Source organism: Thermoanaerobacterales bacterium (genome assembly GCA_030019475.1).
In the GTDB taxonomy this organism is placed as follows: Bacteria; Bacillota; Desulfotomaculia; order Desulfotomaculales; family JASEER01; genus JASEER01.
In genome coordinates this window covers 30,304-50,243 of the sequence record JASEER010000016.1, presented here as the reverse complement: position 1 = coordinate 50,243, position 19,940 = coordinate 30,304, and the positions used below count along the sequence as shown (strand labels likewise).

Genomic DNA, 19,940 nt, shown 5'->3' with positions numbered 1-19,940 from the left:
GCCCATACGGTTACGACCACGGTCATTTGATACCTTAAAATCCTATCCCGCATGACGATCTCCGGAGGTGTGACGATGCGCTTCAAAACAACCCGGGACAACCTTTTGACCGGTATCACCACCGTTGGACGCGCCGTGGCCGGCAAGAGCCCCATGCCTGTACTGGGCGGGATCCTTATCGAAGCCGACGAAGAGGGGCTTACGTTCACCGGCACCAACCTTGAATTCTACATCAGCTGCCGGCTCACGGCCTCCGACATCATACCGGGATCCATAGTCCTGCCGGCCCGCTACTTTTCGGAGATCATCCGCCGCCTGCCGGAGGGCCCGGTGTCCTTCATCGCCGACCTTTCCTCGTACAGCGCCGCCATCCGTTACGGCCGGGCGGAAGCCAGCCTCAACGGTTACGCCGCCGAGGAGTTTCCCCACCTGCCGGTCCTGACGCCCAGAGCGCAGTTCAGCCTCCGCAGCGAGGTCCTGCGGGACGTCACCCGCCAGGTCCTTTACGCCGTCGGCCAGGACGAGCTGCGGCCGGTGTTCACCGGTATCCTGCTGGAACTCACCGAGCAGGAGCTGCGGGCGGTGGCCACCGACACCCACCGCCTGGCGCTGGCGCGGGTCGACCTCCCGGGGAGCGACATTAATCTGACCAACGTTATTCTGCCGGGGAAGGCCCTGGGCGAGCTGGGTCGTTTACTCAGCGCGGCCGAGGACGAGGAAACGGAGGTGGCCGTCGCCGACAGCTACGCCACCTTTGCCAACGGCCCGGTTCGCGTCCTGACCCGCCTGATCGAAGGGCAGTTCCCCGACTACCGGCAGGTGATCCCGGGCGGTTACCGTTCCCGCCTGGACCAGGTGGAGCCCCTCACCCTTCTGGCCGCGGTGGAGCGTGCCTCGACGCTGGCCGCCAACGAGACCCCGCTGGTGGTCCTGGAACTCAAGGCAACCGAGTTGACCATCTCGGCGCGTTCCCAGGTGGGCTCCCTGATAGAGGAGTTGCCCGCCGCCCTGGATGGTGAGGCGCTGCAGGTCGCCTTCAACGCCGGGTATCTCATCGACGCCCTGCGGGCGGCCGGCCCGGCGCCGGTGAGCCTGGAGTTCAACGGGCCCGTCGGCCCCGCCCTGATCCGGCCGGTGGCGGAGGATAACGGCTACCTGGGCCTGGTGCTGCCGGTCCGGCTGGCGTAAGGAAGACATAGTCCGACGGCAAACGGGGCAGGGAGGAGACTCGGGGAGCTTTGTGGCTGGAACAACTCGAGGGCCGGGATTTTCGCAACTATCGTACATTCAGTCTCCAGCCCCACCCCGGTTTAAACATTGTCTGCGGGCGTAACGCCCAGGGGAAATCGAACCTCATCGAGGCCTGCTATATGCTGTTACGCGGCTTTTCCTACCGCGCCGTGCGGCAGGGCGAGGTCATCGCCTGGGGTGCCCGGGGGACCGAGGTTAAGGGGGTGTTGCACACTCCCGCGGGAAGGGTCGAGGTGGCCTTTGCCCTGGGGCCGGAAGGCCGGCGCAGCACCCTTGCCGGGGAGACAGTTTCCCGCAGCACCCTCGGCGCCGAGACCGGCCTTGTCCTCTTTACGCCCGACGACCTCTGGCTGATCAAAAGCGGCCCGCAATACCGGCGCCGCTTCATGGACCTGGAACTGGGCCCCCTGCGGCCCGGCTACCTGGACGACATTCAGGCCTACCGCCGGGCGGTGGCCCAGCGCAACGCGCTGCTGCGCGCCCCGGCGCCGTCGAAAGACCCCTCCTTTGCTCTCTGGACCGAGCAGGTCGCCCGGTACGGCGCCCGGGTCGTCGTAACGCGCCTTGAGATTTTGCGCCGCCTGGCCCCGGCGGTGGCCGGGGCGTACGCCGCCTGGACCGGGGCCGGAGGGGGGGAGGAACTGGGGCTGCGTTACCTGAGCGCAGTCGAACTGGCAGGGCTGACCGAGGCGGACGTGGCGGAGGCCCTGCTGAAGGCGCTGGAGACCGCCTACCCGCGTGACACGGGCAGCGGCCAGACCACGGTCGGTCCCCACCGCGACGACCTGGGCCTGACGCTCGGCGGCCGTCCCGCGCGGCTTTTCGCCTCCCAGGGGCAACAGCGCTCCATCATACTGGCCCTCAAGATGGCCCAGCTGAACCTCTGGCGGGAACGCCTGGGATCGGACCCCATCGTCCTCCTGGACGATGTCCTCTACGAGCTGGACGAGGGGCGCCAGGAAAGGCTGCTGGCCGGCCTGCGCGGCCGGGGACAGGCCTTTATCACCGTAAACCGGGATTCGCTGGCCGCGGGCTACGGCGACAGGGTGTTTTATGTCGAAGAAGGCAGAATTCTGAAGAAAGGGGACGAGGGGTAGGATGTTCTTGCATTTAGGGGCCGACGTGATGGTTTCCAAGAAGGATATCATCGCCATCCTGGACCTGCAGACGAGGATGGCCACGCCGACGCGTGATTTTCTCCGCATGGTTCGCAGCGAGGGACTTCTGGAAACAATTATAGAAGAGGGGGAAAGGCATCGCTCCTTCGTCATTACAACCGACCGCGTTTACATTTCCCCGATTTCCTGCAGCACCTTGAAAAAGCGTGCTCTTTCCGGCTCGGGGAGCGTTAATGACTAATCATTGCCGACTGAGATGTGGTAGAATAATTATCTGGAGTGTTTAGAGCGGCCTGCCACGGCAGGTTGAGGAGGAGAAGGGGTTTTTGGAAAAAAACCATACCGGATACGATGCCCAGGATATCCAGGTCCTTGAGGGGCTGGAGGCCGTTCGCAAGCGTCCCGGGATGTACATCGGGTCCACCGGGCCGCGGGGACTGCACCACCTGGTCTACGAGGTGGTCGACAACAGTATCGACGAGGCCCTGGCGGGCTATTGCGACTACATCGAGGTGACCATCCACCCGGATGAATCGGTGACCGTGAGCGACAACGGTCGCGGTATCCCGGTGGACATCCATCCCCAGGTCGGGCGACCGGCCCTGGAGGTCGTGCTCACCAAGCTCCACGCCGGCGGGAAGTTCGGCGGGGGCCTCTACAAGATCTCCGGCGGACTGCACGGCGTGGGCGTCTCGGTGGTCAACGCCCTTTCCCAATCCCTGGTGGTGGAGGTCAAGCGCGACGGGCATATCTACCGTCAGCGCTTCGCCCGGGGCGTGCCGGTTTCGGAACTGGAACGGCTCAGCGAGGCTCACGACACCGGCACCACGGTGACCTTCGCTCCCGACCCGGAGATTTTCGAAACGACCCATTTTGAATACGAAACCGTGGCGCAGCGCCTGCGCGAACTCTCCTTCCTTAACGCCGGGGTGACAATCGTCTTCCGCGACGAGCGGACGGGGGAGGAGCAGGTCTTCCAGCACGCCGGCGGGATCAAGGACTATGTCCGTTACCTGACGGCCAAGAAGGAAACCCTGCCCCCGGACCCGGTGCATTTTGAAGACAAGCGGCAGGACGTCTGGGTCGAAGTCGCCTTCCAGTACGTCAACAGCGACCGGGAGCTGATCTACTCCTACGCCAACACCATCCGCACCATTGACGGCGGGGTCCACGAGGCCGGCTTCCGCGCGGCCCTGACGCGGGTCATCAACGACTACGGCAAGAAGTACAACCTGCTGAAGAACGGGGGTTTCGGCGGGGAAGACGTCCGCGAGGGCCTCACCGCGGTAATCAGCGTCAAGGTCCCCGACCCGCAGTTCGAGGGTCAGACCAAGACCAAGCTGGGCAACAGCGAGGTCCGGGGAATCGTGGACAATGTCGTCTCCCAGCGCCTGGCGATCTACCTGGAGGAGAACCCGGCGGTGGGGCGCCGCATCATCGACCGCGCCGTCATCGCCGCCCGCGCCCGGGAGGCCGCCCGGCGGGCGCGCGAACTGACCAAGCGAAAGAGCCTTCTGGAGTCCAGCGCCCTGCCCGGGAAGCTGGCCGACTGCTCGGAGCGGGACCCGGCGGTGTCCGAATTGTACATCGTCGAGGGCGACTCGGCCGGCGGGTCGGCCAAGCAGGGCCGCGACCGCCGCTTCCAGGCCATCCTGCCCCTGAGGGGCAAGATCCTGAACGTGGAAAAGGCCCGGCAGGACAAGATCCTGGGTAACGAGGAGATCCGGGCCCTGATCACGGCCATCGGCACCGGGGTCAGCGAGGATTTCGACATCAATAAGGCCCGCTACCACCGCGTGACCCTGATGACCGACGCCGACGTCGACGGCGCCCACATCCGTACCCTGCTGCTGACCTTCTTCTACCGCTACATGCGCCCCATGATCGAGCGGGGCTACGTCTATATCGCCCAGCCGCCCCTCTACCGGGTGAAGAAGGGCAAGGAAAACACCTATCTCTACAGCGACGCCGAGCTTGAGGCTTACCTGAAGGAGCACGGCGGCAAGGAGATCAGCATTCAGCGCTACAAAGGCCTCGGCGAGATGAATCCCGAGCAGCTGTGGGAGACGACCATGGACCCCGAACGGCGGACTGTCCTGCAGGTCAGTATCGAGGACGCCATGGCCGCCGAAGTTCTGTTCACTACCCTGATGGGCGACCAGGTCGAGCCGCGGCGGGAGTTCATCCAGCGCCATGCCCGCGAGGTCCGGAACCTGGACGTCTAATGGGATGTTGGGAGGTGAGACTTGAGATGTGGGAACAGCGGATGGGAATTCGCTGAGCGAAGTCCTTCAAGTCTCTCACTTCCAACATCCCACGTCTCACATCCCAGCGGGAGGAGGAAGTTTAGTTGGCCTTGAATGCCGGTAAGGTCATCCCCATTGACATCGGCCGCGAGATGCGCCAGTCCTACCTGGACTACGCCATGAGCGTCATCGTCGGGCGCGCCCTCCCGGATGTCCGGGACGGGCTGAAACCGGTGCACCGGCGTATCCTGTACGCCATGCACAACCTCGGCGTGACGGCGGAGAAGCCGCACCGCAAGTCGGCCTACGTCGTCGGCGAGGTGATGGCCAAGTTCCACCCCCACGGCGACGCCGCCATCTACGACGCCCTGGTGCGGCTGGCGCAGGACTTCTCCTCGCGCTACCCGCTGGTCGACGGGCACGGCAACTTCGGCTCGGTCGACGGCGACGCCCCCGCGGCGATGCGCTACACCGAGGTTCGGATGGCCCGTATCACGGCGCAGATGCTGGCCGACATCGACAAGGAGACCGTCGACTTCATCCCCAACTACGACGGCAGCACCAAGGAGCCCGTCGTCCTGCCCTCGCGCATCCCCAACCTGCTCGTCAACGGCTCCTCGGGCATCGCGGTGGGCATGGCCACCAACATCCCGCCCCACAATCTGGGCGAGGTCATCGACGGCCTGGTCCACTACATCGACCACCCGGAGGCCGAACTGGAGGAACTCATGCGCTTCATCCCGGGCCCGGATTTCCCCACGGCCGGGATCATCATGGGCCGCGAGGGCATCCAGGATGCCTACCGGACCGGACGGGGGAGTATCAAGGTCCGCGGCCGGGCGGTGATCGAGAAGCAGGGTCACCGGCCGGTGATCATCATCAGTGAACTCCCGTTCCAGGTGAACAAGGCGCGGCTCGTGGAGAAGATCGCAGCCCTGGTGCGGGAGAAGAAGATCGACGGCATCAGCGATTTGCGGGACGAGTCCGACCGCAACGGCATGCGCGTCGTCATCGAGGTACGGCGCGACGCCAACGCCCGGGTCGTCCTCAACCATCTCTACAAGCACACCCAGCTGCAGGAGACCTTCGGCGTGATCATGCTCGCCCTCGTGCACGGGCAGCCGCGGGTGATGGGCCTGAAAGACATCCTGCACCATTACCTGGACCACCAGCGGGAGGTCGTCACGCGGCGGACGCGCTACGAGCTGGAACAGGCGCGCGCCCGGATGCACATCGTCGAGGGCCTGCGCATCGCTCTGCAGCACCTGGACGAGGTCATCCGCATCATCCGCCGCTCGCGCGACGTCAACACGGCCCGGGCGGCCCTGATGGAGAACTTCGGCCTCTCCGAGAAGCAGGCGCAGGCCATCCTCGACATGCGCCTGCACCGCCTGACCGCCCTGGAGCGGGAGAAGCTGGAGGAGGAGTACCGGGAACTCGTCGCCCGCATCGATTATCTCCAGGCCGTGCTGGCCGATGAGAAACTCGTACTGGGCATCATCAAGGACGAGTTGGCGGAGGTCAGGAAGAAGTTCGCCGACGCGCGGCGGACCGAGATCGCCCGCGACGAGACGTCCTTCCGCCCCGAGGACCTGATCCCGCAGGAGGACGTCGTGGTGACCATCACCCACGAGGGCTACGTCAAGCGGATGCCGCTGAACGTCTACCGCAGCCAGCGCCGCGGCGGGCGGGGCGTCACCGGGGTCGAGCCCAGGATCGAGGACTTCGTCAAGGACCTCTTCGTGACCCGGACGCACGACTACCTGCTCTTCTTCACGGAGCGGGGCAAGGCTTACCGCGTCAAGGTCTACGAGATCCCGGAGGCCGGGCGGCACGCCCGCGGAACGGCGCTGGTGAACCTTTTGCTCCTGGGCAACGACGAACGGGTGACGGCCATCATTCCCGTTAAGAGCTTCGACTCCGGCGAGTACCTCCTCATGGTCACGCGCCGCGGGGTGGTCAAGAAGACGCGGCTGGAGGAGTTCGACACCGTCCGCCGCGACGGCCTGATCGCCATCTCCCTCGACGAGGGGGACGAACTGGTCGCTGTGACCATCACCAAGGGCGACCAGGAAGTGCTGATCGGTACGCGGCGGGGCCTGGCCATCAGGTTTCGGGAAGAGGACGTGCGGCCCATGGGACGTACCGCGCGCGGCGTCCGCGGCATCTCGCTGACCGGAGGGGACGCCGTGGTCGGCATGGAGCACGTGCAACCCGGCGCCCATCTGCTGGTGGTCACCGAGAAGGGCTACGGCAAGCTCACCCCCCTCAGCGACTTTCGCACCCAGGGCCGCGGGGGCAAGGGCATCATCGCCATCCGTCCGTCCAAGCGCAACGGCCGCGTGGTGGGCCTGCAGGTGGTCACGCCCCGGGAAGAGGTGGTCCTGGTCAGCCGGGCCGGGGTGGTCATCCGTATCAAGACCGGGGAGATCTCGGTGCAGGGACGCGCCACCCAGGGCGTCCTGCTGATGCGCTTGGGCGAGGGCGACTCCCTGGTGGCCCTGGCGCGCATTACCCCGGACGACTAGGACGGTCGTCGATCGTCGGCCGTCAAACGGTACTTCTACGGTACTTCTAACGGAACCAATTAACCTTAAAGATAAAGGGGGGTTAACGGTTGTTGAAGAAGGTCTTGATCCCCACCGACGGTTCGGAGAATTCGCTGCGCGCCGCCGAGTACACCGTAAAGCTTTTACGGCTGAACCCGGAGATCGAAGTGACGGTGTTCAACGTGGTCAACGTCCCCCGGCGTTTCGTGGCCCGGAAGCTCTTCTGGGTGGCGGCCGAGCGGGGCAAGGCCGCGGCGAGTATTGAAGAACTGTTTGAAGAGGAGCGCGCCGAGATCCTGAACCGGACCATGGCCGTGCTCGAGAAGGAGGGGTTCACGGCGGCCACCGCCTACAGAAAAGGCAACCCGGCGGAGGAAATCTGCGAATACGCCCGGGACGGCCAGTTTGACCTCATCGTCATGGGTACCCGGGGGGCGAGCGGCATCCAGGAGATTCTCATCGGAAGCGTGAGCCACAAGGTGCTGCAGATGGCCCCGTGCCCGGTAATCCTGGTGAAGTAGCAAGAGAGAGAGGGAGGAGGCAGGAAGGCAATGGCATTCAATATTCTCCTGGCCGGCGACGGCTCCAAGTCATCCTTCCGCGCGGCGGATTTCGTGATCGAGATGATGAAGAGGAATCCGCAGGTCCGCGTGACCGTCCTCTCGGTCTTCCCCGCGGCCGAAAGGTCCGGCCCGAAGCAAGAGGGCGAGGAGATCGAGTTCTCGTTTATTATGCACGATAAGCTGATGGAGACCGTCGAGGAAAGCATCACGAATATCGAGAAGAAGTATAAGGAGTATTTCGCCGGGGAAGGGCTGGAGATCATCTACGAGCACCGCTTCGGTGATCCCGCCGAACGGATCTGCCGTTACGCCGAGCGGCGCGACTTCGACCTGATCGCCGTCGGTACCCGGGGATTGAAGGGCTTCGAGGGCCTGGTCCTGGGCAGCGTGGCCCACAAGGTGGTGCACCTCTCCAAGATCCCGGTCCTGCTCGTGCGTTAGACCGTCGGCCGCCACTCACCGTTCCTGGTCGGTACCTGTGTCCTGCAACTCGGGGTTTACGTCCCACGCCGTGAGTTCATCAGGCTCCGGCGCTATGCCCTTTAACCCTTCGGCGCGGTGGACCGTCTGCTCCTGTTTTGCGGGGCCGCCTTTTGGCCCTTCTCGTCGTCACGCATGTCCATACCTCTTCCCCTCCGGCAGTTGTCATTTGACTATAGGTTGCGTACGGAATCCATCCTCTTCGCGCAGCAATGTTTCCCATGCCGGCAGGAGGCGGTTGTTTCACGCCGATGGTTGATGTAATATATTCCCGTATCATAGGGCAAAAGCAGAAAGTTCTCAGCGGGAGGCATCTGTTCAATGGTCGAAAAGGGAACCTGGACGGTTAAGAAAGGCCTGGCTGAAATGCTCAAGGGCGGCGTCATCATGGACGTCACCACCCCGGAGCAGGCCAGGATCGCCGAAGAGGCCGGGGCCTGCGCCGTGATGGCCCTGGAGCGGGTGCCGGCCGATATCCGTGCCGCCGGCGGGGTGGCCCGGATGGCCGACCCGACGGTCATCAAGCGCATCCAGGACGCCGTCAGCATCCCCGTGATGGCCAAGGTGCGCATCGGCCATTTCGTGGAGGCGCAGATCCTCGAGGCCCTCGGGGTGGACTACATCGACGAGAGCGAGGTCCTGACCCCCGCCGATGAGCAGTTCCATATCAACAAGCACCTCTTCAAGGTTCCCTTCGTCTGCGGAGCGCGGAACCTGGGCGAGGCCCTGCGCCGGATCGCCGAGGGCGCGGCCATGATCCGCACGAAAGGCGAGCCGGGCACCGGTAACGTGGTCGAGGCCGTGCGCCACATGCGCCTGGTGAGCGACGAGATCCGCCGCCTGACCGTGCTCCCCAGGGAGGAGCTGGTCAACGCCGCCAAGGAGATGGGCGCGCCCTACGATCTGGTGACCCAGGTGGCCGAGTTGGGCCGCCTCCCGGTCGTCAACTTCGCCGCCGGCGGGATCGCCACTCCGGCCGACGCCGCCCTGATGATGCAGCTCGGCTGTGACGGCATCTTCGTCGGGTCGGGCATCTTCAAGTCCTCCAACCCGGCGGCCCGCGCCAGGGCCATCGTCGCCGCCACCACCCACTACAACGACCCGCAGATCCTGGCCGAGATCTCGCGCGACCTGGGCGAGGCCATGCCCGGCCTGGAGATCTCGAGCATCGCCCCGCACGAGCGGATGCAGGACCGGGGCTGGTAAGGGAATGCGCGTCGGTATCCTGGCCCTGCAGGGGGCCTTCATCGAGCATGCCCGCGCCATCCGCGAGCTGGGCTGCGAGGCGGTGGAAATCCGCAAGCCCGGCCGGCTGGATGAGTGCCGGGCCCTGATCATCCCGGGCGGCGAGAGCACGACGATCGGCAAGCTGATGAAAGAATACGGCTTGCTCGACCCGGTCCGTGAGAAAGGGGAGGCCGGGTGGCCGATCTTCGGGACCTGCGCCGGGATGGTGCTCCTGGCGAAGGAGATCGAGGACGCGCAGGACATCGACGGGGTGCCCCAGCCCCGCCTGGGCCTGATGAACATCACCGTCCGGCGTAACGCCTTCGGGCGCCAGGTCGACAGCTTCGAGACCGACCTGCACGTCGCGGCGCTGGGCCCGGAGCCGGTGCGGGCGGTCTACATCCGTGCCCCCTATGTCACGGCGGTCGGCCCCGGAACAGAGGTCCTGGCTTCGTTCGACGGCAAGATCGTCCTCGTGAGGCAGGGCCGACTCCTGGCCGCGGCCTTCCACCCGGAACTGACCCCCGACCGGCGGCTGCACCGTTATTTCTTGGATCTTGCCGCCTCGTGAAGAAATTTCTTGCCTTGCGGGCGAAGTTATAGTAGAATTGGTTTTGTCATCCGATAAACGGCAAACCCTATGCAGGGGCAAAGTACCCGCAGCTTCTTCCAAACAGAGAGCCGGTGGGCGGTGCGAACCGGCGGGGAAGGCGGGGAATTCCTCCCCGAAGGGGTCCCGCTGAAACGGTGGTCCGGACTAGGCGGGGACGGCGGCCGCAGCCGTTAGCGGCGGCGAGAGAGGGCCGTGAAGACGGCCAAAAAGGGTGGCAACGCGGGAGCAAGCCTCTCGTCCCTTGTTTTTGGGGCGAGGGGTTGTTTATTTTACAGGAGGAGAGGAAGACCGACTATGACCAGGAAACTGCGCCTGATGATCCCCGGCCCGACCCCCGTGCCGCCGGAGGTCAGCGAGGCCATGGCCCGCCCGATGATCGGGCACCGGAGCAAGGACTTCGCGGCCGTCATCGAACGCCTGACCGGTAAACTCCGGCAGGTCCTCCAGACGAAGAACGAGGTGTTCATCCTCACCGGTTCGGGAACCGGCGGCCTGGAGGCCGCGGTGGCGAACACCGTCAACCCCGGCGACCGGGTGCTGGCCCTGGTCGGGGGCAAATTCGGCGAGCGCTTTCGCGACCTGGCCGGGATATACGGGGCGGAGGTCATCGAACTGGCTTTCGAGTGGGGCCGGTCCTACGACCTGGAGCAGGTCCGCGCCCGGCTTACGGCCGACCCGGAGATAAAGGCCGTCCTGGCCACCCAGAATGAGACCTCGACCGGCGTGACCAACGACATCGCCGCGCTGGCGGCGCTGGTACGCGAACACCGGGCGATCCTCTGCGTCGACGCCGTCAGCGGCCTGGGCGGCATCGAACTGAAGACCGACGAGTGGGGCGTTGATATCGTGGTGACGGCCAGCCAGAAGGCCCTCATGACGCCGCCCGGCCTGGCGGTCATCAGCGTCAGCGAAAAGGCCTGGGCGAGGGTCGCCCAGTGCCGCTCTCCGCGCTACTACTTCAGCCTGGAGGCGGCGCGCAAGTCCCTGGCCAAGTGGAACACGGCCTACACCCCGGCGGTTTCCCTCTTCTTCGGCCTGGAGGCGGCCCTGGACCTGATGCTGGCCGAGGGGATGGAGAACGTCTACGCCCGCCACCGTCTGCTGGGCCGGGCCGCCCGCGCCGGCGTGAAGGCCCTGAGCCTGGAGCTCCTGCCGGTCGAGGAGGCGGTCTGCTCCCCGGTGGTCACGGCGGTCAAGGCGCCGGCGGGGATCAACGCCGACGACCTGCGGAAGCTCCTCCTGGACCGCTACAACGTCCTGTTCGCCGGCGGCCAGGCGCAACTCAAGGGGAAGGTCTTCCGCATCGCCCATATGGGTTACGCCGACCGGCTGGACGTTCTGGCGGCCCTGGCGGCCCTGGAGATGGGCCTGGCGGCGCTCGGGATACCGGTGACCCTCGGGTCCGGCGTACGCGCGGCGCAGGAAGTCTTTGTGGTAGAAGAGCAGAAGGAATAGTGAAGGCGGTTAATGATTGACTACGGGAGGCGGAGACAAGAAATGCGTGTGCTGGTAACCGACAACGTCAACCAGGAAGGGGTCGAGGTCTTAAAGCGCGAGCCCGGCATAGAGGTGGAGGTCCGCAACAAGATGACCCCGGAGGAACTCCTGGAGATCATCCCGGGCTTTGACGCCCTGATCGTGCGCAGCGCCACCAAGGTCACGGCCGAGGTCATCGACCGCGCCGCGAACCTGAAGGTCATCGGCCGCGCCGGCGTGGGCGTGGACAACATCAACGTGGCACACGCCACCGAGAAGGGAATCATCGTCGTCAACGCCCCGGAGGGGAACACGATCGCCGCCACCGAACATACCATGGCCCTGATGCTCGCCCTGGCGCGGAACGTCCCCCAGGCCGACGCCCGCCTGAAGTCCGGGGTCTGGGACAAGAAGGCCTTCGTCGGCGTGGAGCTGCGAAACAAGACCCTGGGCATCCTCGGCCTGGGTCGCATCGGCAGCGGGGTGGCCAAGAGGGCCCAGGCGATGGAGATGGACGTCCTGGCCTACGACCCGTACATCACCGAGGAACGGGCGCGGGAACTGGGCGTGCGGCTGGGCTCCCTGGACGACGTCCTGCGCGAGGCCGACTTTATCACCATCCACATGCCGAAGACCAAGGAGACCTACCACATGCTGGACGAGCGGGCCTTCGGCCTGATGAAGGAAGGGGTGCGGGTCATCAACTGCGCCCGCGGCGGCATCGTCGACGAGGATGCGCTCTACAAGGCCGTCACCTCCGGGAAAGTGGCCGGGGCGGCGCTCGACGTCTTCGAGGTCGAGCCCCAGACCGAAAGCCCCCTCTTGAGACTGCCGAACTTCATCGCCACCCCGCACCTGGGAGCGTCCACGCGCGAGGCCCAGGTCAGCGTGGCGGTCGACGTGGCCGAGGAGATCGTCTCCGCCCTGCGGGGCGAGCTGGTCAAGAACGCCGTGAACATCCCGGCCTTAAAGCCCGCCGAGCTGCAGGCGGTCCGGCCGTACCTGGGGCTGGCCGAAAGGCTCGGGCGCTTCCAGGCGCAGCTGGTCAGCGGGCGGATCAAGGCGGTCTCGGTCACCTACAACGGCGAGTTGGCCGCCAAGCCGGTGACGCCTTTGACCACGGCCCTGGTCAAGGGGCTCCTGGACAGCATCCTGCAGCAGCGGGTCAACTACGTCAACGCCATGCTGGTCGCCCGGGATCGCGGCATCGAGATCACCGAGACCCGCTCCGAGCGCGCCGAGGACTACGCCAGCCTGATGACGGTGAAGGTCACGGCCAGCGAGTCGGAACACGAACTCGCCGGCACCCTCTTCCAGGGCTTCGACCCCCGGGTGGTCTTCATCGACGGCTACCGTATCGACGCCGTGCCCAGGGGGCACATGCTGGTCATCCCGCACATTGACAAGCCGCGCATCATCGGCCGGGTGGGGACCCTGATCGGCGCCCACGACATCAACATCGCCGCCATGCAGGTCGGGCGCAAGGCGGTCGGCGGCAAGGCGGTCATGGTCCTGACCATCGACAGCCCCGTCCCGCCTGAAACGCTCGAGGAGATCGCCAAGGTGGACGGCGTGCTCGGGGTGCGCCAGGTGAGCCTGTAAAATTCAGTCGTCGGTCGTCGGGCGTCGGTCGTCGGCAAGCGGGTCGCGGACGGATGCGGGCGTCCGCCCGTGACCCGCTCGGAACACGGAAGCGAGGCGAGAGAGTTTCATGCTGGATCTGAAATACGTCCGCAAGAACCCGGAGATCGTCCGGACCTCCCTGGAGAGGAGGGGCCTGGACTTCGACCTGAACCGGGTCCTCGACCTTGACGAACGATGGCGGCAGATGATCTTCACCGCCGACCGGCTCAAGAGCCGGCGGAACAGCGTATCCGAGGAGATCGCCCGCCTGAAGAGGACCGGGGCGGACGCCGCGGACCTCATCACACAGATGCGGGAGGTCTCCCAGCGTATCAAGGACCTGGACGAGGAGATCAAGGAGTGCGAGGCGGAGCTTAACGCCCTGCTCCTGCAGATCCCGAACATCCCCCACCCGTCGGTGCCCTTCGGGCGCGACGAGCAGGACAACCCCGAGGTCCGCCGCTGGGGAGAGCCCCGCAAGTTCGGCTTTGCGCCCCGGCCGCACTGGGACGTCGGCGAGGCCCTGGACATCCTCGACTTCCCCCGGGCGGGGAAGGTGAGCGGCGCGCGCTTCTGCTTCTACAAGGGCGCCGGCGCCCGCCTGGAGCGCGCGTTGATCAACTTCATGCTCGACCTGCACATCAACCGCCACGGGTACACGGAACTCTTCCCGCCCTTCCTGGTCAACGGCGACAGCATGACCGGCACGGGCCAGCTGCCGAAGTTCGCCGAGGACATGTTCAAGGTCGAGAACACCGACTACTACCTGATCCCGACCGCGGAGGTCCCGGTGACGAACTACTACCGCGACGAGATCCTGGACGGCGAGTTGCTGCCCCTGCGCTTCGCCGCCTACAGCGCCTGCTTCCGCGCCGAGGCCGGGGCCGCCGGGCGGGAGACGAGGGGCCTCATCCGCCAGCACCAGTTCAACAAGGTCGAAATGGTCAAGTTCTGCCGCCCCGAGGAGTCGGACGAGGAGCTGGAGAAGCTCGTCCACGACGCCGAAGAGGTCCTGCAGCTCCTGGGGCTGCCCTACCGCATCATCGTCCTCTGCACCGGGGACCTGGGCTTCTCTGCCGCCAAGACCTACGACCTGGAGGTCTGGCTGCCCAGTTCCGAGGGCTACAAGGAGATCTCGTCCTGCTCCAACTTCACCGACTTCCAGGCGCGGCGCGCGAACATCCGCTTCCGCCGGGAGCCGCGCGGCAAGGCCGAGTTCGTGCACACCCTGAACGGTTCGGGGATCGCCGTCGGGCGCACCACGGCCGCCATCCTGGAGAACTGCCAGGAGGCCGACGGCTCGGTGACCGTGCCGGAGGTCTTAAGGCCCTACATGGGAGGACTGGAGCGCATCGCCGCCCGCTGAGAAGCCGGGGGCCTTTATTGACAGGTACCAGGGGCCATGCTAAAATGATATTTGCGCGAGACGCCGCCCATACGGAGGGGTGTCCGAGCGGTTTAAGGAGGCGGTCTTGAAAACCGTTGAACCCTTACGGGTTCCGTGGGTTCGAATCCCACCCCCTCCGCCATTATGGAGGCTGCCGGTGGGAGGCCGCCCGAGTCTTCCGTCGTTAAAGCTAAAGAGTTTGGAGAGATGGCCGAGCCGGTCGAAGGCGCTCCCCTGCTAAGGGAGTAGGTGGGCAAAACCTGCCTCGTGGGTTCGAATCCCACTCTCTCCGCCAGATACGCGCCCGTAGCTCAATGGATAGAGCACCAGACTACGGATCTGTAGGTTGGGGGTTCGAATCCCTCCGGGCGCGCCATTTGAGAAGTGGGAAGTGAGAGGTCGGAGGTAGGATGGCAAAGGTATGCCTTCTGACATTCTCACTTTTACAATGTTTAGGGTGCCGACCTGCAGTCGGTCAGGGCGGTCAGGGAATTCGCCGGGGGCGGATTTCTCTGTCTTATCCTGTATCCCCGACGACCGCTGACCGACGACTTACTTGCGCCCGTAGCTCAGGAGGACAGAGCAGCGGTTTCCTAAACCGCGTGCCGGGGGTTCGAGTCCCTCCGGGCGCACCATTTGAGAAGTGGGAAGTGGGAGGTTGGAAGTGAGAGATGGGAAGTGGGAGCGGGAAGTGAGAAGTGGGAACAGCGGATGGGAATTCGCGAAGCGAATCCCTTCAAGCATCCCACCTCTCACCTCTCACATCCCACCTCTCACTCACCTCTCGCATCTCATAAAGCCGGGTTTTTACGTTGCGTTTTGGTAAGGCGGTTCTGAATGCGCACGAGGCGCTGATGCGCGAGGCGCTGGCCGAGGCCGAAAAGGCCCTGGCCCTCGGGGAAGTGCCCGTGGGGGCGGTGGTGGCCGTCGGCGGCCGGATCGTCGCCCGGGGGCATAACCTGCGGGAGACGCAAAACGACGTCACGGCGCACGCCGAGATCGTCGCCATGCGCGCGGCGGCCCGCGTCCTCGGCGGCTGGCGGCTGGAAAACGCCGCCGTCTACGTCACCCTGGAGCCCTGCCCGATGTGTGCCGGCGCCTTGGTGCAGGCGCGGGTGGCGCAGGTGGTTTACGGGGCCGAGGACCCCAAGGCCGGAGCGGCCGGATCGGTAGTCGAGCTCCTGCGCGAGCCCCGCTTCAACCACCAAGTGGAGGTCATCGGCGGGATCCTGGCCGGGGAGTGCGCGGCGCTCCTGCAGCGCTTCTTCGCCCGGCTGCGCCGGGAAGAGGAGTGACCACAAACAAATACGTCAACAAGCGGAGAGATGGCTGAGTCTGGTTGAAGGCGCTCGACTCGAAATCGAGTAGGCGGACCAAAATCCGCCTCGTGGGTTCGAATCCCACTCTCTCCGCCATATCAAGAGATGAAGGGGTTTCGTGCTTCGGGCGCGAAACCCCTCTTATTATGGACTCCGGCAGGTGGGAAGCGGGAATGCGTATCCTCGTGGTGACCGCCGTTGCGGCGGAGAGGGAAGCGGTGTTGCGCGGGCTGCACGGCGACAGGATGTTTGACGTCCTGGTCGCCGGTGTCGGTCCGGTAGCGGCCGCGGCCAACACAGCGAAGGTGTTGGCCACCGCCGGGTACGACCTGGTCGTGAGTGCCGGTATCGGCGGGGGATTTGCCGGTAGGGCCGAGGTGGGCTCCCTCGTGGTGGCGGACGAGATCGTCGCCGCCGACCTGGGAGTTGAGACCCCCGAAGGTTTCAGCAGTCTGGATGAGCTCGGTTTCGGCTCCACCCGCCTCCCGGTCGATGCCGGCCTGGTGAAAGCGGTGACCGGGGCGCTGGCCGCGGCCGGGCTTACGGTCAGGACCGGCCCTGTGCTCACGGTGGCGACGGGGACGGGGACGGCCGAGAGCGCCGCGGAACTGGCCGCACGGGTGCCGGGGGCCGCCGCGGAGGCCATGGAGGGGTATGGCGTGGCTTTCGCCGCGCACGAGCGTTGTGTACCCGTTCTGGAAATCCGCGCTATCTCGAACCTGGTCGGCCCACGCGACCGGAACGCGTGGCGTATCAAAGAGGCCCTGGACGTTCTGCAGGCTGCCGGCTCGGTGTTATCGGAGGTGTTAGCATGAAAGTCGCCTTCTCTCCCTGCCCCAACGACACCTTCATTTTCCACGCCTGGGTACACGGACTGATCCCCGGTGCACCGAAGCTAAACGTGACCTACGCCGATATCGACATCACGAACAGTTTGGCGGCCGGCCCCGGCGGGCCCGATGTCATCAAGATTTCGTATGCGGCGCTCCCATGGGTGTTGTCCGAATACGCGCTGCTGCCGTGCGGGGGGGCGGTGGGCCGGGGATGCGGGCCGCTGGTGTTGACGTCAAATAGAGCAGGCGGCGGTCCGGAGACGCTGGCCGGCCGACGGGTGGCGGTACCGGGCGAGCGGTCGACCGCCTACTTACTGTTCCGGCTGTGGGCCGCCGCGCACGTGCCGGGGGACGTGGGGGAGATCGTGGTGCTGCCGTTTCACAGGATCATGCCGGCGGTGCGCGACGGGGTGGTTGATGCCGGGCTGGTGATCCACGAGGCGCGCTTCACCTATCCTTCGTATGGACTGACTCTCTTAGCTGACTTAGGCCGTTGGTGGGAGGCCGATACCAACCTGCCGCTGCCGCTGGGCGCGATCATCGCCCGCCGGTCACTGGATCTGCCGGCGATCGCCGGCTGGATCCGGGCATCGGTGGAATACGCCCGGGCACACCCGGAGGCGTCGCAGGAGTACGTGCTGCGCCACGCCCAGGAGTTGTCCCCGGAAGTGGTAAGAGCGCACATCGAGCTTTACGTGAACGAGTTCTCCATGAATCTGGGCGAGACGGGCTACGCGGCGGTAACCGTCCTGCTCGGCCAGGCCGCGCGGGCGGGGCTGGTCCCGGAGGTGGATCCGGCGGCGCTGCGGATGCGATAGAAGGTCGTCCGCCCCTGCAATGGCAACTGCGGATGTTCAACAACTTTTCAGGTCGTATTCAGCCGGATTTCAGTTGAGACCCGGATAATATAACTGCCGTACTGTCTAACGGATAACCATAAGGGTGCTGATCCGAAATGCAGCAATTAAGCGGCATCAGAATACTGTTGGTGGACGATGAACCCAACATCCTGCAGTTTCTGGAAATCGGTCTGCAGAACGAAGGGTTCGCCGTGCAAAGCGCCCAGGACGGTATGAGGGCCGTCACCCTGCTGAAGCAGTTCCGGCCGCATGTCGTCATCCTTGATGTTATGATGCCCGGAATGGACGGCTTCGAAGTCTGCCGGATGATCAAGAAGATGGACAATGTGGCGGTGATCATGCTCACGGCCAGGGATGAAGTGGATGACCGGGTGAAGGGTCTTAATCTCGGAGCCGATGATTACATGGTAAAACCGTTCAGTTTCGAGGAACTCCTGGCCAGGATTCACGCCCGGCTCCGCAACCAGTTTCCGCATCTGTTCGGAGAGGTCGTGATCGGGCCGTTTCGTATTGATGACCGCCGTAGGGAAATCCGCTTCGAAAACCGCGCCCTGGAACTCTCCCCGACGGAGTACGAACTCCTTAAATTCCTGGTTCTCAACCACGGATTGGTTTTGAGTAAAGCAATGATTCTGGATAAGGTATGGGGTTATGACTTCGGAGGCGAGGAAAACATCGTTGAGGTGTATGTCCGCTCCTTACGGGATAAGCTGGGAGACAAAGACCATCAATTGATACGCACTGTTCGCGGATCAGGATACCGGGTTGACCCGGCATGATTCAAAGGGCAAGGACGCGGTTCAGACTCCTGTTTGCCCCCGGTTCACTCCGGACGCAACTGCTGTCCCGCTCGCTGTTAATCCTCGCCGTTTTGCTTTTCCTTATCGGTTTGCTTCAATATGCTTTTATGCGAGATGTCATTTGCAGAAACAAAGCCGCCAGCATGCTGAGCCAAATTATGTCCGTTCATCCGGATGCCTGGCGGCTTCTCGGCGCAGGTTGGGAAAACGGCGATAGGCGTCCGCCGTTCTTTTTTGTCCCCGGCGCGAACCTGGCCTTCGTGGACGCCGACGGCAACTATGCCGTTTTGTCGAGCGGCCCTGGCGACGAAAGCCCTCCGAGATTGGACGAGCAGGAGTACCTGGAAGTATTGCGGAAAAGCCCGGAGCCGAACGGCGGAACGGTTGACGGCGCCGGCGGCATAAAACCTCCGGGAGCGGATCGGCCGCTGCGTCCGGATGTTTTACGGAAAAAACCGGGACCGGACTACAGGATCGTCGATGAAGGCGGAGCAGAGCAGTTGGTGGTATTGCATCCGGTTTTCGATCACGGACGGCCGCTGGGCGTCGTTCAAGTAAGCACCTTGACGGGCCCGCTCAAGGAGCTGCTTGTCCGTCAACTGCTTTCTTTTTCGTTTCTTTCCCTCATCGCCATGCTGTTCGGCCTGCTCGGCTTCATGCCGGTGATCAGAAGAACGCTGGTTCCTTTATCCAATATGGTGTACACCGCGGAAGAGATCGATGCCGGAAACCTGGCCAGGCGTTTCCCGACCCGCCAGGGACAGATGGAAATCGATCGTTTGGCCGAATCCTTTAACGGCATGCTGGAGCGGCTGGAGGCCTCCTTCGCCGCGGAAAGGGAAGCCAGGGAGCAGATGCGCCGCTTCATCGCCGACGCCTCCCATGAACTCCGCACGCCGCTGACCTCTATCCACGGCTTCCTGGAAGTACTGCTGCGCGGCGCGGCGGATCAGCCGGATCAACTGCACAAGGCGCTCAAAAGTATGCACGGCGAATCGGAACGGCTCAGCAAGCTGGTACACGACCTTCTTCTCCTGGCCAAACTCGACCGCGCACCGCGCATCGAACTCACGGAAGGTCTGCTGGACGGCCTCATCCGGGACATGGAGCCGCAGCTCCGTATCCTGGCCGGCGAAAGGAGGCTTGACCTGTCGGTCGAACCGGACGTGAGGTGCAGGTTTAACGCCGACAAGATGAAACAGGTGATCTTGAATCTGTTTCACAACGCGGTGCAGTACACGGATCCGGAAAGGGGTCATATCCGCTTGTCGCTGTCGACCGGGAGCGACGGCGTGCAATTGTCCGTTCAGGATAACGGACCGGGGATCAGCGCCGATCATCTCCCCCATATCTTCGACCGCTTTTACCGCAGCGACGCCTCCCGGACGCGCAGACACGGCGGGGCGGGTCTGGGTCTGGCGATCAGCAAGGCCATCGTCAGCGCGCACGGCGGAACCATGAGCGTTGAAAGCCGGGAGGGAGAGGGAACGACGTTTTATATCCGGCTTCCCGCAGTAACTTAAATGTCTCCTGATTAGTTATGCATATTTGTTGTCGACGGTAGCGGAATTCGCTTTGAATGCCGCTTTGGCCCT

The 19,940-nt window shown here is 64.5% G+C and carries 17 protein-coding genes, 5 tRNA genes and 1 other annotated feature; all 22 genes read left to right on the top strand.

All coding sequences use genetic code 11. The features are described from left to right. Nucleotides 1–75 precede the first annotated feature (75 nt). Complete coding sequence (gene dnaN / locus QMC81_06035; GenBank protein MDI6907027.1) at nt 76–1,188, top strand: DNA polymerase III subunit beta; 1,113 nt, start codon at nt 76–78, stop codon at nt 1,186–1,188. Nucleotides 1,189–1,238: 50 nt separating this feature from the next. Then, nucleotides 1,239–2,348 (top strand): DNA replication and repair protein RecF, encoded by a 1,110-nt coding sequence (recF, locus tag QMC81_06030; GenBank protein MDI6907026.1) that lies wholly within the window; start codon nt 1,239–1,241, stop codon nt 2,346–2,348. Nucleotide 2,349: 1 nt separating this feature from the next. After that, nucleotides 2,350–2,610 (top strand): DUF370 domain-containing protein, encoded by a 261-nt coding sequence (locus QMC81_06025; protein MDI6907025.1) that lies wholly within the window; start codon nt 2,350–2,352, stop codon nt 2,608–2,610. 85 nt (nt 2,611–2,695) lie between these two features. Continuing rightward, entirely contained in the window at nt 2,696–4,594 is a 1,899-nt protein-coding gene (gyrB, locus tag QMC81_06020; GenBank protein MDI6907024.1) for a DNA topoisomerase (ATP-hydrolyzing) subunit B, read from the top strand. Between the two features lie 131 nt (nt 4,595–4,725). Next, a complete protein-coding gene (gene gyrA / locus QMC81_06015; protein ID MDI6907023.1) occupies nt 4,726–7,143 on the top strand; it encodes a DNA gyrase subunit A in 2,418 nt (805 codons plus the stop codon). A 92-nt stretch (nt 7,144–7,235) separates the two neighbouring features. Next, entirely contained in the window at nt 7,236–7,685 is a 450-nt protein-coding gene (locus tag QMC81_06010; GenBank protein ID MDI6907022.1) for a universal stress protein, read from the top strand. Nucleotides 7,686–7,715: 30 nt separating this feature from the next. Continuing rightward, nucleotides 7,716–8,168, top strand: coding sequence for a universal stress protein (locus QMC81_06005; protein MDI6907021.1), 453 nt, complete (start codon nt 7,716–7,718; stop codon nt 8,166–8,168). Nucleotides 8,169–8,528: 360 nt separating this feature from the next. After that, nucleotides 8,529–9,413, top strand: a complete 885-nt coding sequence (pdxS, locus tag QMC81_06000) for a pyridoxal 5'-phosphate synthase lyase subunit PdxS (protein ID MDI6907020.1) — start codon at nt 8,529–8,531, stop codon at nt 9,411–9,413. A gap of 4 nt (nt 9,414–9,417) precedes the next feature. Then, entirely contained in the window at nt 9,418–10,005 is a 588-nt protein-coding gene (pdxT, locus tag QMC81_05995) for a pyridoxal 5'-phosphate synthase glutaminase subunit PdxT (protein ID MDI6907019.1), read from the top strand. A gap of 60 nt (nt 10,006–10,065) precedes the next feature. Further along, nucleotides 10,066–10,292, top strand: a binding site (T-box leader). A gap of 49 nt (nt 10,293–10,341) precedes the next feature. Continuing rightward, nucleotides 10,342–11,502 (top strand): alanine--glyoxylate aminotransferase family protein, encoded by a 1,161-nt coding sequence (locus QMC81_05990; GenBank protein ID MDI6907018.1) that lies wholly within the window; start codon nt 10,342–10,344, stop codon nt 11,500–11,502. 42 nt (nt 11,503–11,544) lie between these two features. Beyond that, complete coding sequence (gene serA / locus QMC81_05985; GenBank protein MDI6907017.1) at nt 11,545–13,125, top strand: phosphoglycerate dehydrogenase; 1,581 nt, start codon at nt 11,545–11,547, stop codon at nt 13,123–13,125. Between the two features lie 109 nt (nt 13,126–13,234). Next, nucleotides 13,235–14,512, top strand: coding sequence for a serine--tRNA ligase (gene serS, locus QMC81_05980; protein ID MDI6907016.1), 1,278 nt, complete (start codon nt 13,235–13,237; stop codon nt 14,510–14,512). Nucleotides 14,513–14,585: 73 nt separating this feature from the next. After that, nucleotides 14,586–14,675: transfer RNA gene (locus QMC81_05975), tRNA-Ser, on the top strand. A gap of 59 nt (nt 14,676–14,734) precedes the next feature. Next, a tRNA-Ser gene (locus QMC81_05970) sits at nt 14,735–14,828 on the top strand. A 5-nt stretch (nt 14,829–14,833) separates the two neighbouring features. Continuing rightward, nucleotides 14,834–14,909 (top strand) — tRNA-Arg (locus QMC81_05965). A gap of 182 nt (nt 14,910–15,091) precedes the next feature. Further along, nucleotides 15,092–15,168 (top strand) — tRNA-Arg (locus QMC81_05960). A 177-nt stretch (nt 15,169–15,345) separates the two neighbouring features. Continuing rightward, a complete protein-coding gene (tadA, locus tag QMC81_05955; GenBank protein ID MDI6907015.1) occupies nt 15,346–15,828 on the top strand; it encodes a tRNA adenosine(34) deaminase TadA in 483 nt (160 codons plus the stop codon). 24 nt (nt 15,829–15,852) lie between these two features. After that, nucleotides 15,853–15,948 (top strand) — tRNA-Ser (locus QMC81_05950). A 77-nt stretch (nt 15,949–16,025) separates the two neighbouring features. Beyond that, a complete protein-coding gene (locus tag QMC81_05945; protein ID MDI6907014.1) occupies nt 16,026–16,667 on the top strand; it encodes a futalosine hydrolase in 642 nt (213 codons plus the stop codon). Beyond that, a complete protein-coding gene (locus QMC81_05940) occupies nt 16,664–17,503 on the top strand; it encodes a 1,4-dihydroxy-6-naphthoate synthase (protein MDI6907013.1) in 840 nt (279 codons plus the stop codon). The genes QMC81_05945 and QMC81_05940 overlap by 4 nt, the downstream gene beginning before the upstream one ends. 137 nt (nt 17,504–17,640) lie before the next feature. Continuing rightward, the gene (locus QMC81_05935) at nt 17,641–18,324 is read left to right on the top strand and encodes a response regulator transcription factor (GenBank protein MDI6907012.1); all 684 of its coding nucleotides are present in this window, start codon (nt 17,641–17,643) and stop codon (nt 18,322–18,324) included. Further along, nucleotides 18,321–19,868, top strand: a complete 1,548-nt coding sequence (locus QMC81_05930) for an ATP-binding protein (protein MDI6907011.1) — start codon at nt 18,321–18,323, stop codon at nt 19,866–19,868. Before QMC81_05935 ends, QMC81_05930 begins: the two co-directional genes overlap by 4 nt. The last annotated feature ends 72 nt before the right edge of the window (nt 19,869–19,940 follow it).

Bases quoted from the DNA above. Each gene is read 5' to 3' on its own strand.
- QMC81_05990 (MDI6907018.1), top strand. From the start codon at position 10,342: ATGACCAGGAAACTGCGCCTGATGATCCCCGGCCCGACCCCCGTGCCG.
- serS (MDI6907016.1), top strand. From the start codon at position 13,235: ATGCTGGATCTGAAATACGTCCGCAAGAACCCGGAGATCGTCCGGACC.
- QMC81_05945 (MDI6907014.1), top strand. From the start codon at position 16,026: ATGCGTATCCTCGTGGTGACCGCCGTTGCGGCGGAGAGGGAAGCGGTG.
- QMC81_05930 (MDI6907011.1), top strand. From the start codon at position 18,321: ATGATTCAAAGGGCAAGGACGCGGTTCAGACTCCTGTTTGCCCCCGGT.
- QMC81_06025 (MDI6907025.1), top strand. From the start codon at position 2,350: ATGTTCTTGCATTTAGGGGCCGACGTGATGGTTTCCAAGAAGGATATC.
- serA (MDI6907017.1), top strand. From the start codon at position 11,545: ATGCGTGTGCTGGTAACCGACAACGTCAACCAGGAAGGGGTCGAGGTC.
- QMC81_05935 (MDI6907012.1), top strand. From the start codon at position 17,641: ATGCAGCAATTAAGCGGCATCAGAATACTGTTGGTGGACGATGAACCC.
- dnaN (MDI6907027.1), top strand. From the start codon at position 76: ATGCGCTTCAAAACAACCCGGGACAACCTTTTGACCGGTATCACCACC.
- pdxS (MDI6907020.1), top strand. From the start codon at position 8,529: ATGGTCGAAAAGGGAACCTGGACGGTTAAGAAAGGCCTGGCTGAAATG.
- pdxT (MDI6907019.1), top strand. From the start codon at position 9,418: ATGCGCGTCGGTATCCTGGCCCTGCAGGGGGCCTTCATCGAGCATGCC.
- QMC81_05940 (MDI6907013.1), top strand. From the start codon at position 16,664: ATGAAAGTCGCCTTCTCTCCCTGCCCCAACGACACCTTCATTTTCCAC.
- QMC81_06005 (MDI6907021.1), top strand. From the start codon at position 7,716: ATGGCATTCAATATTCTCCTGGCCGGCGACGGCTCCAAGTCATCCTTC.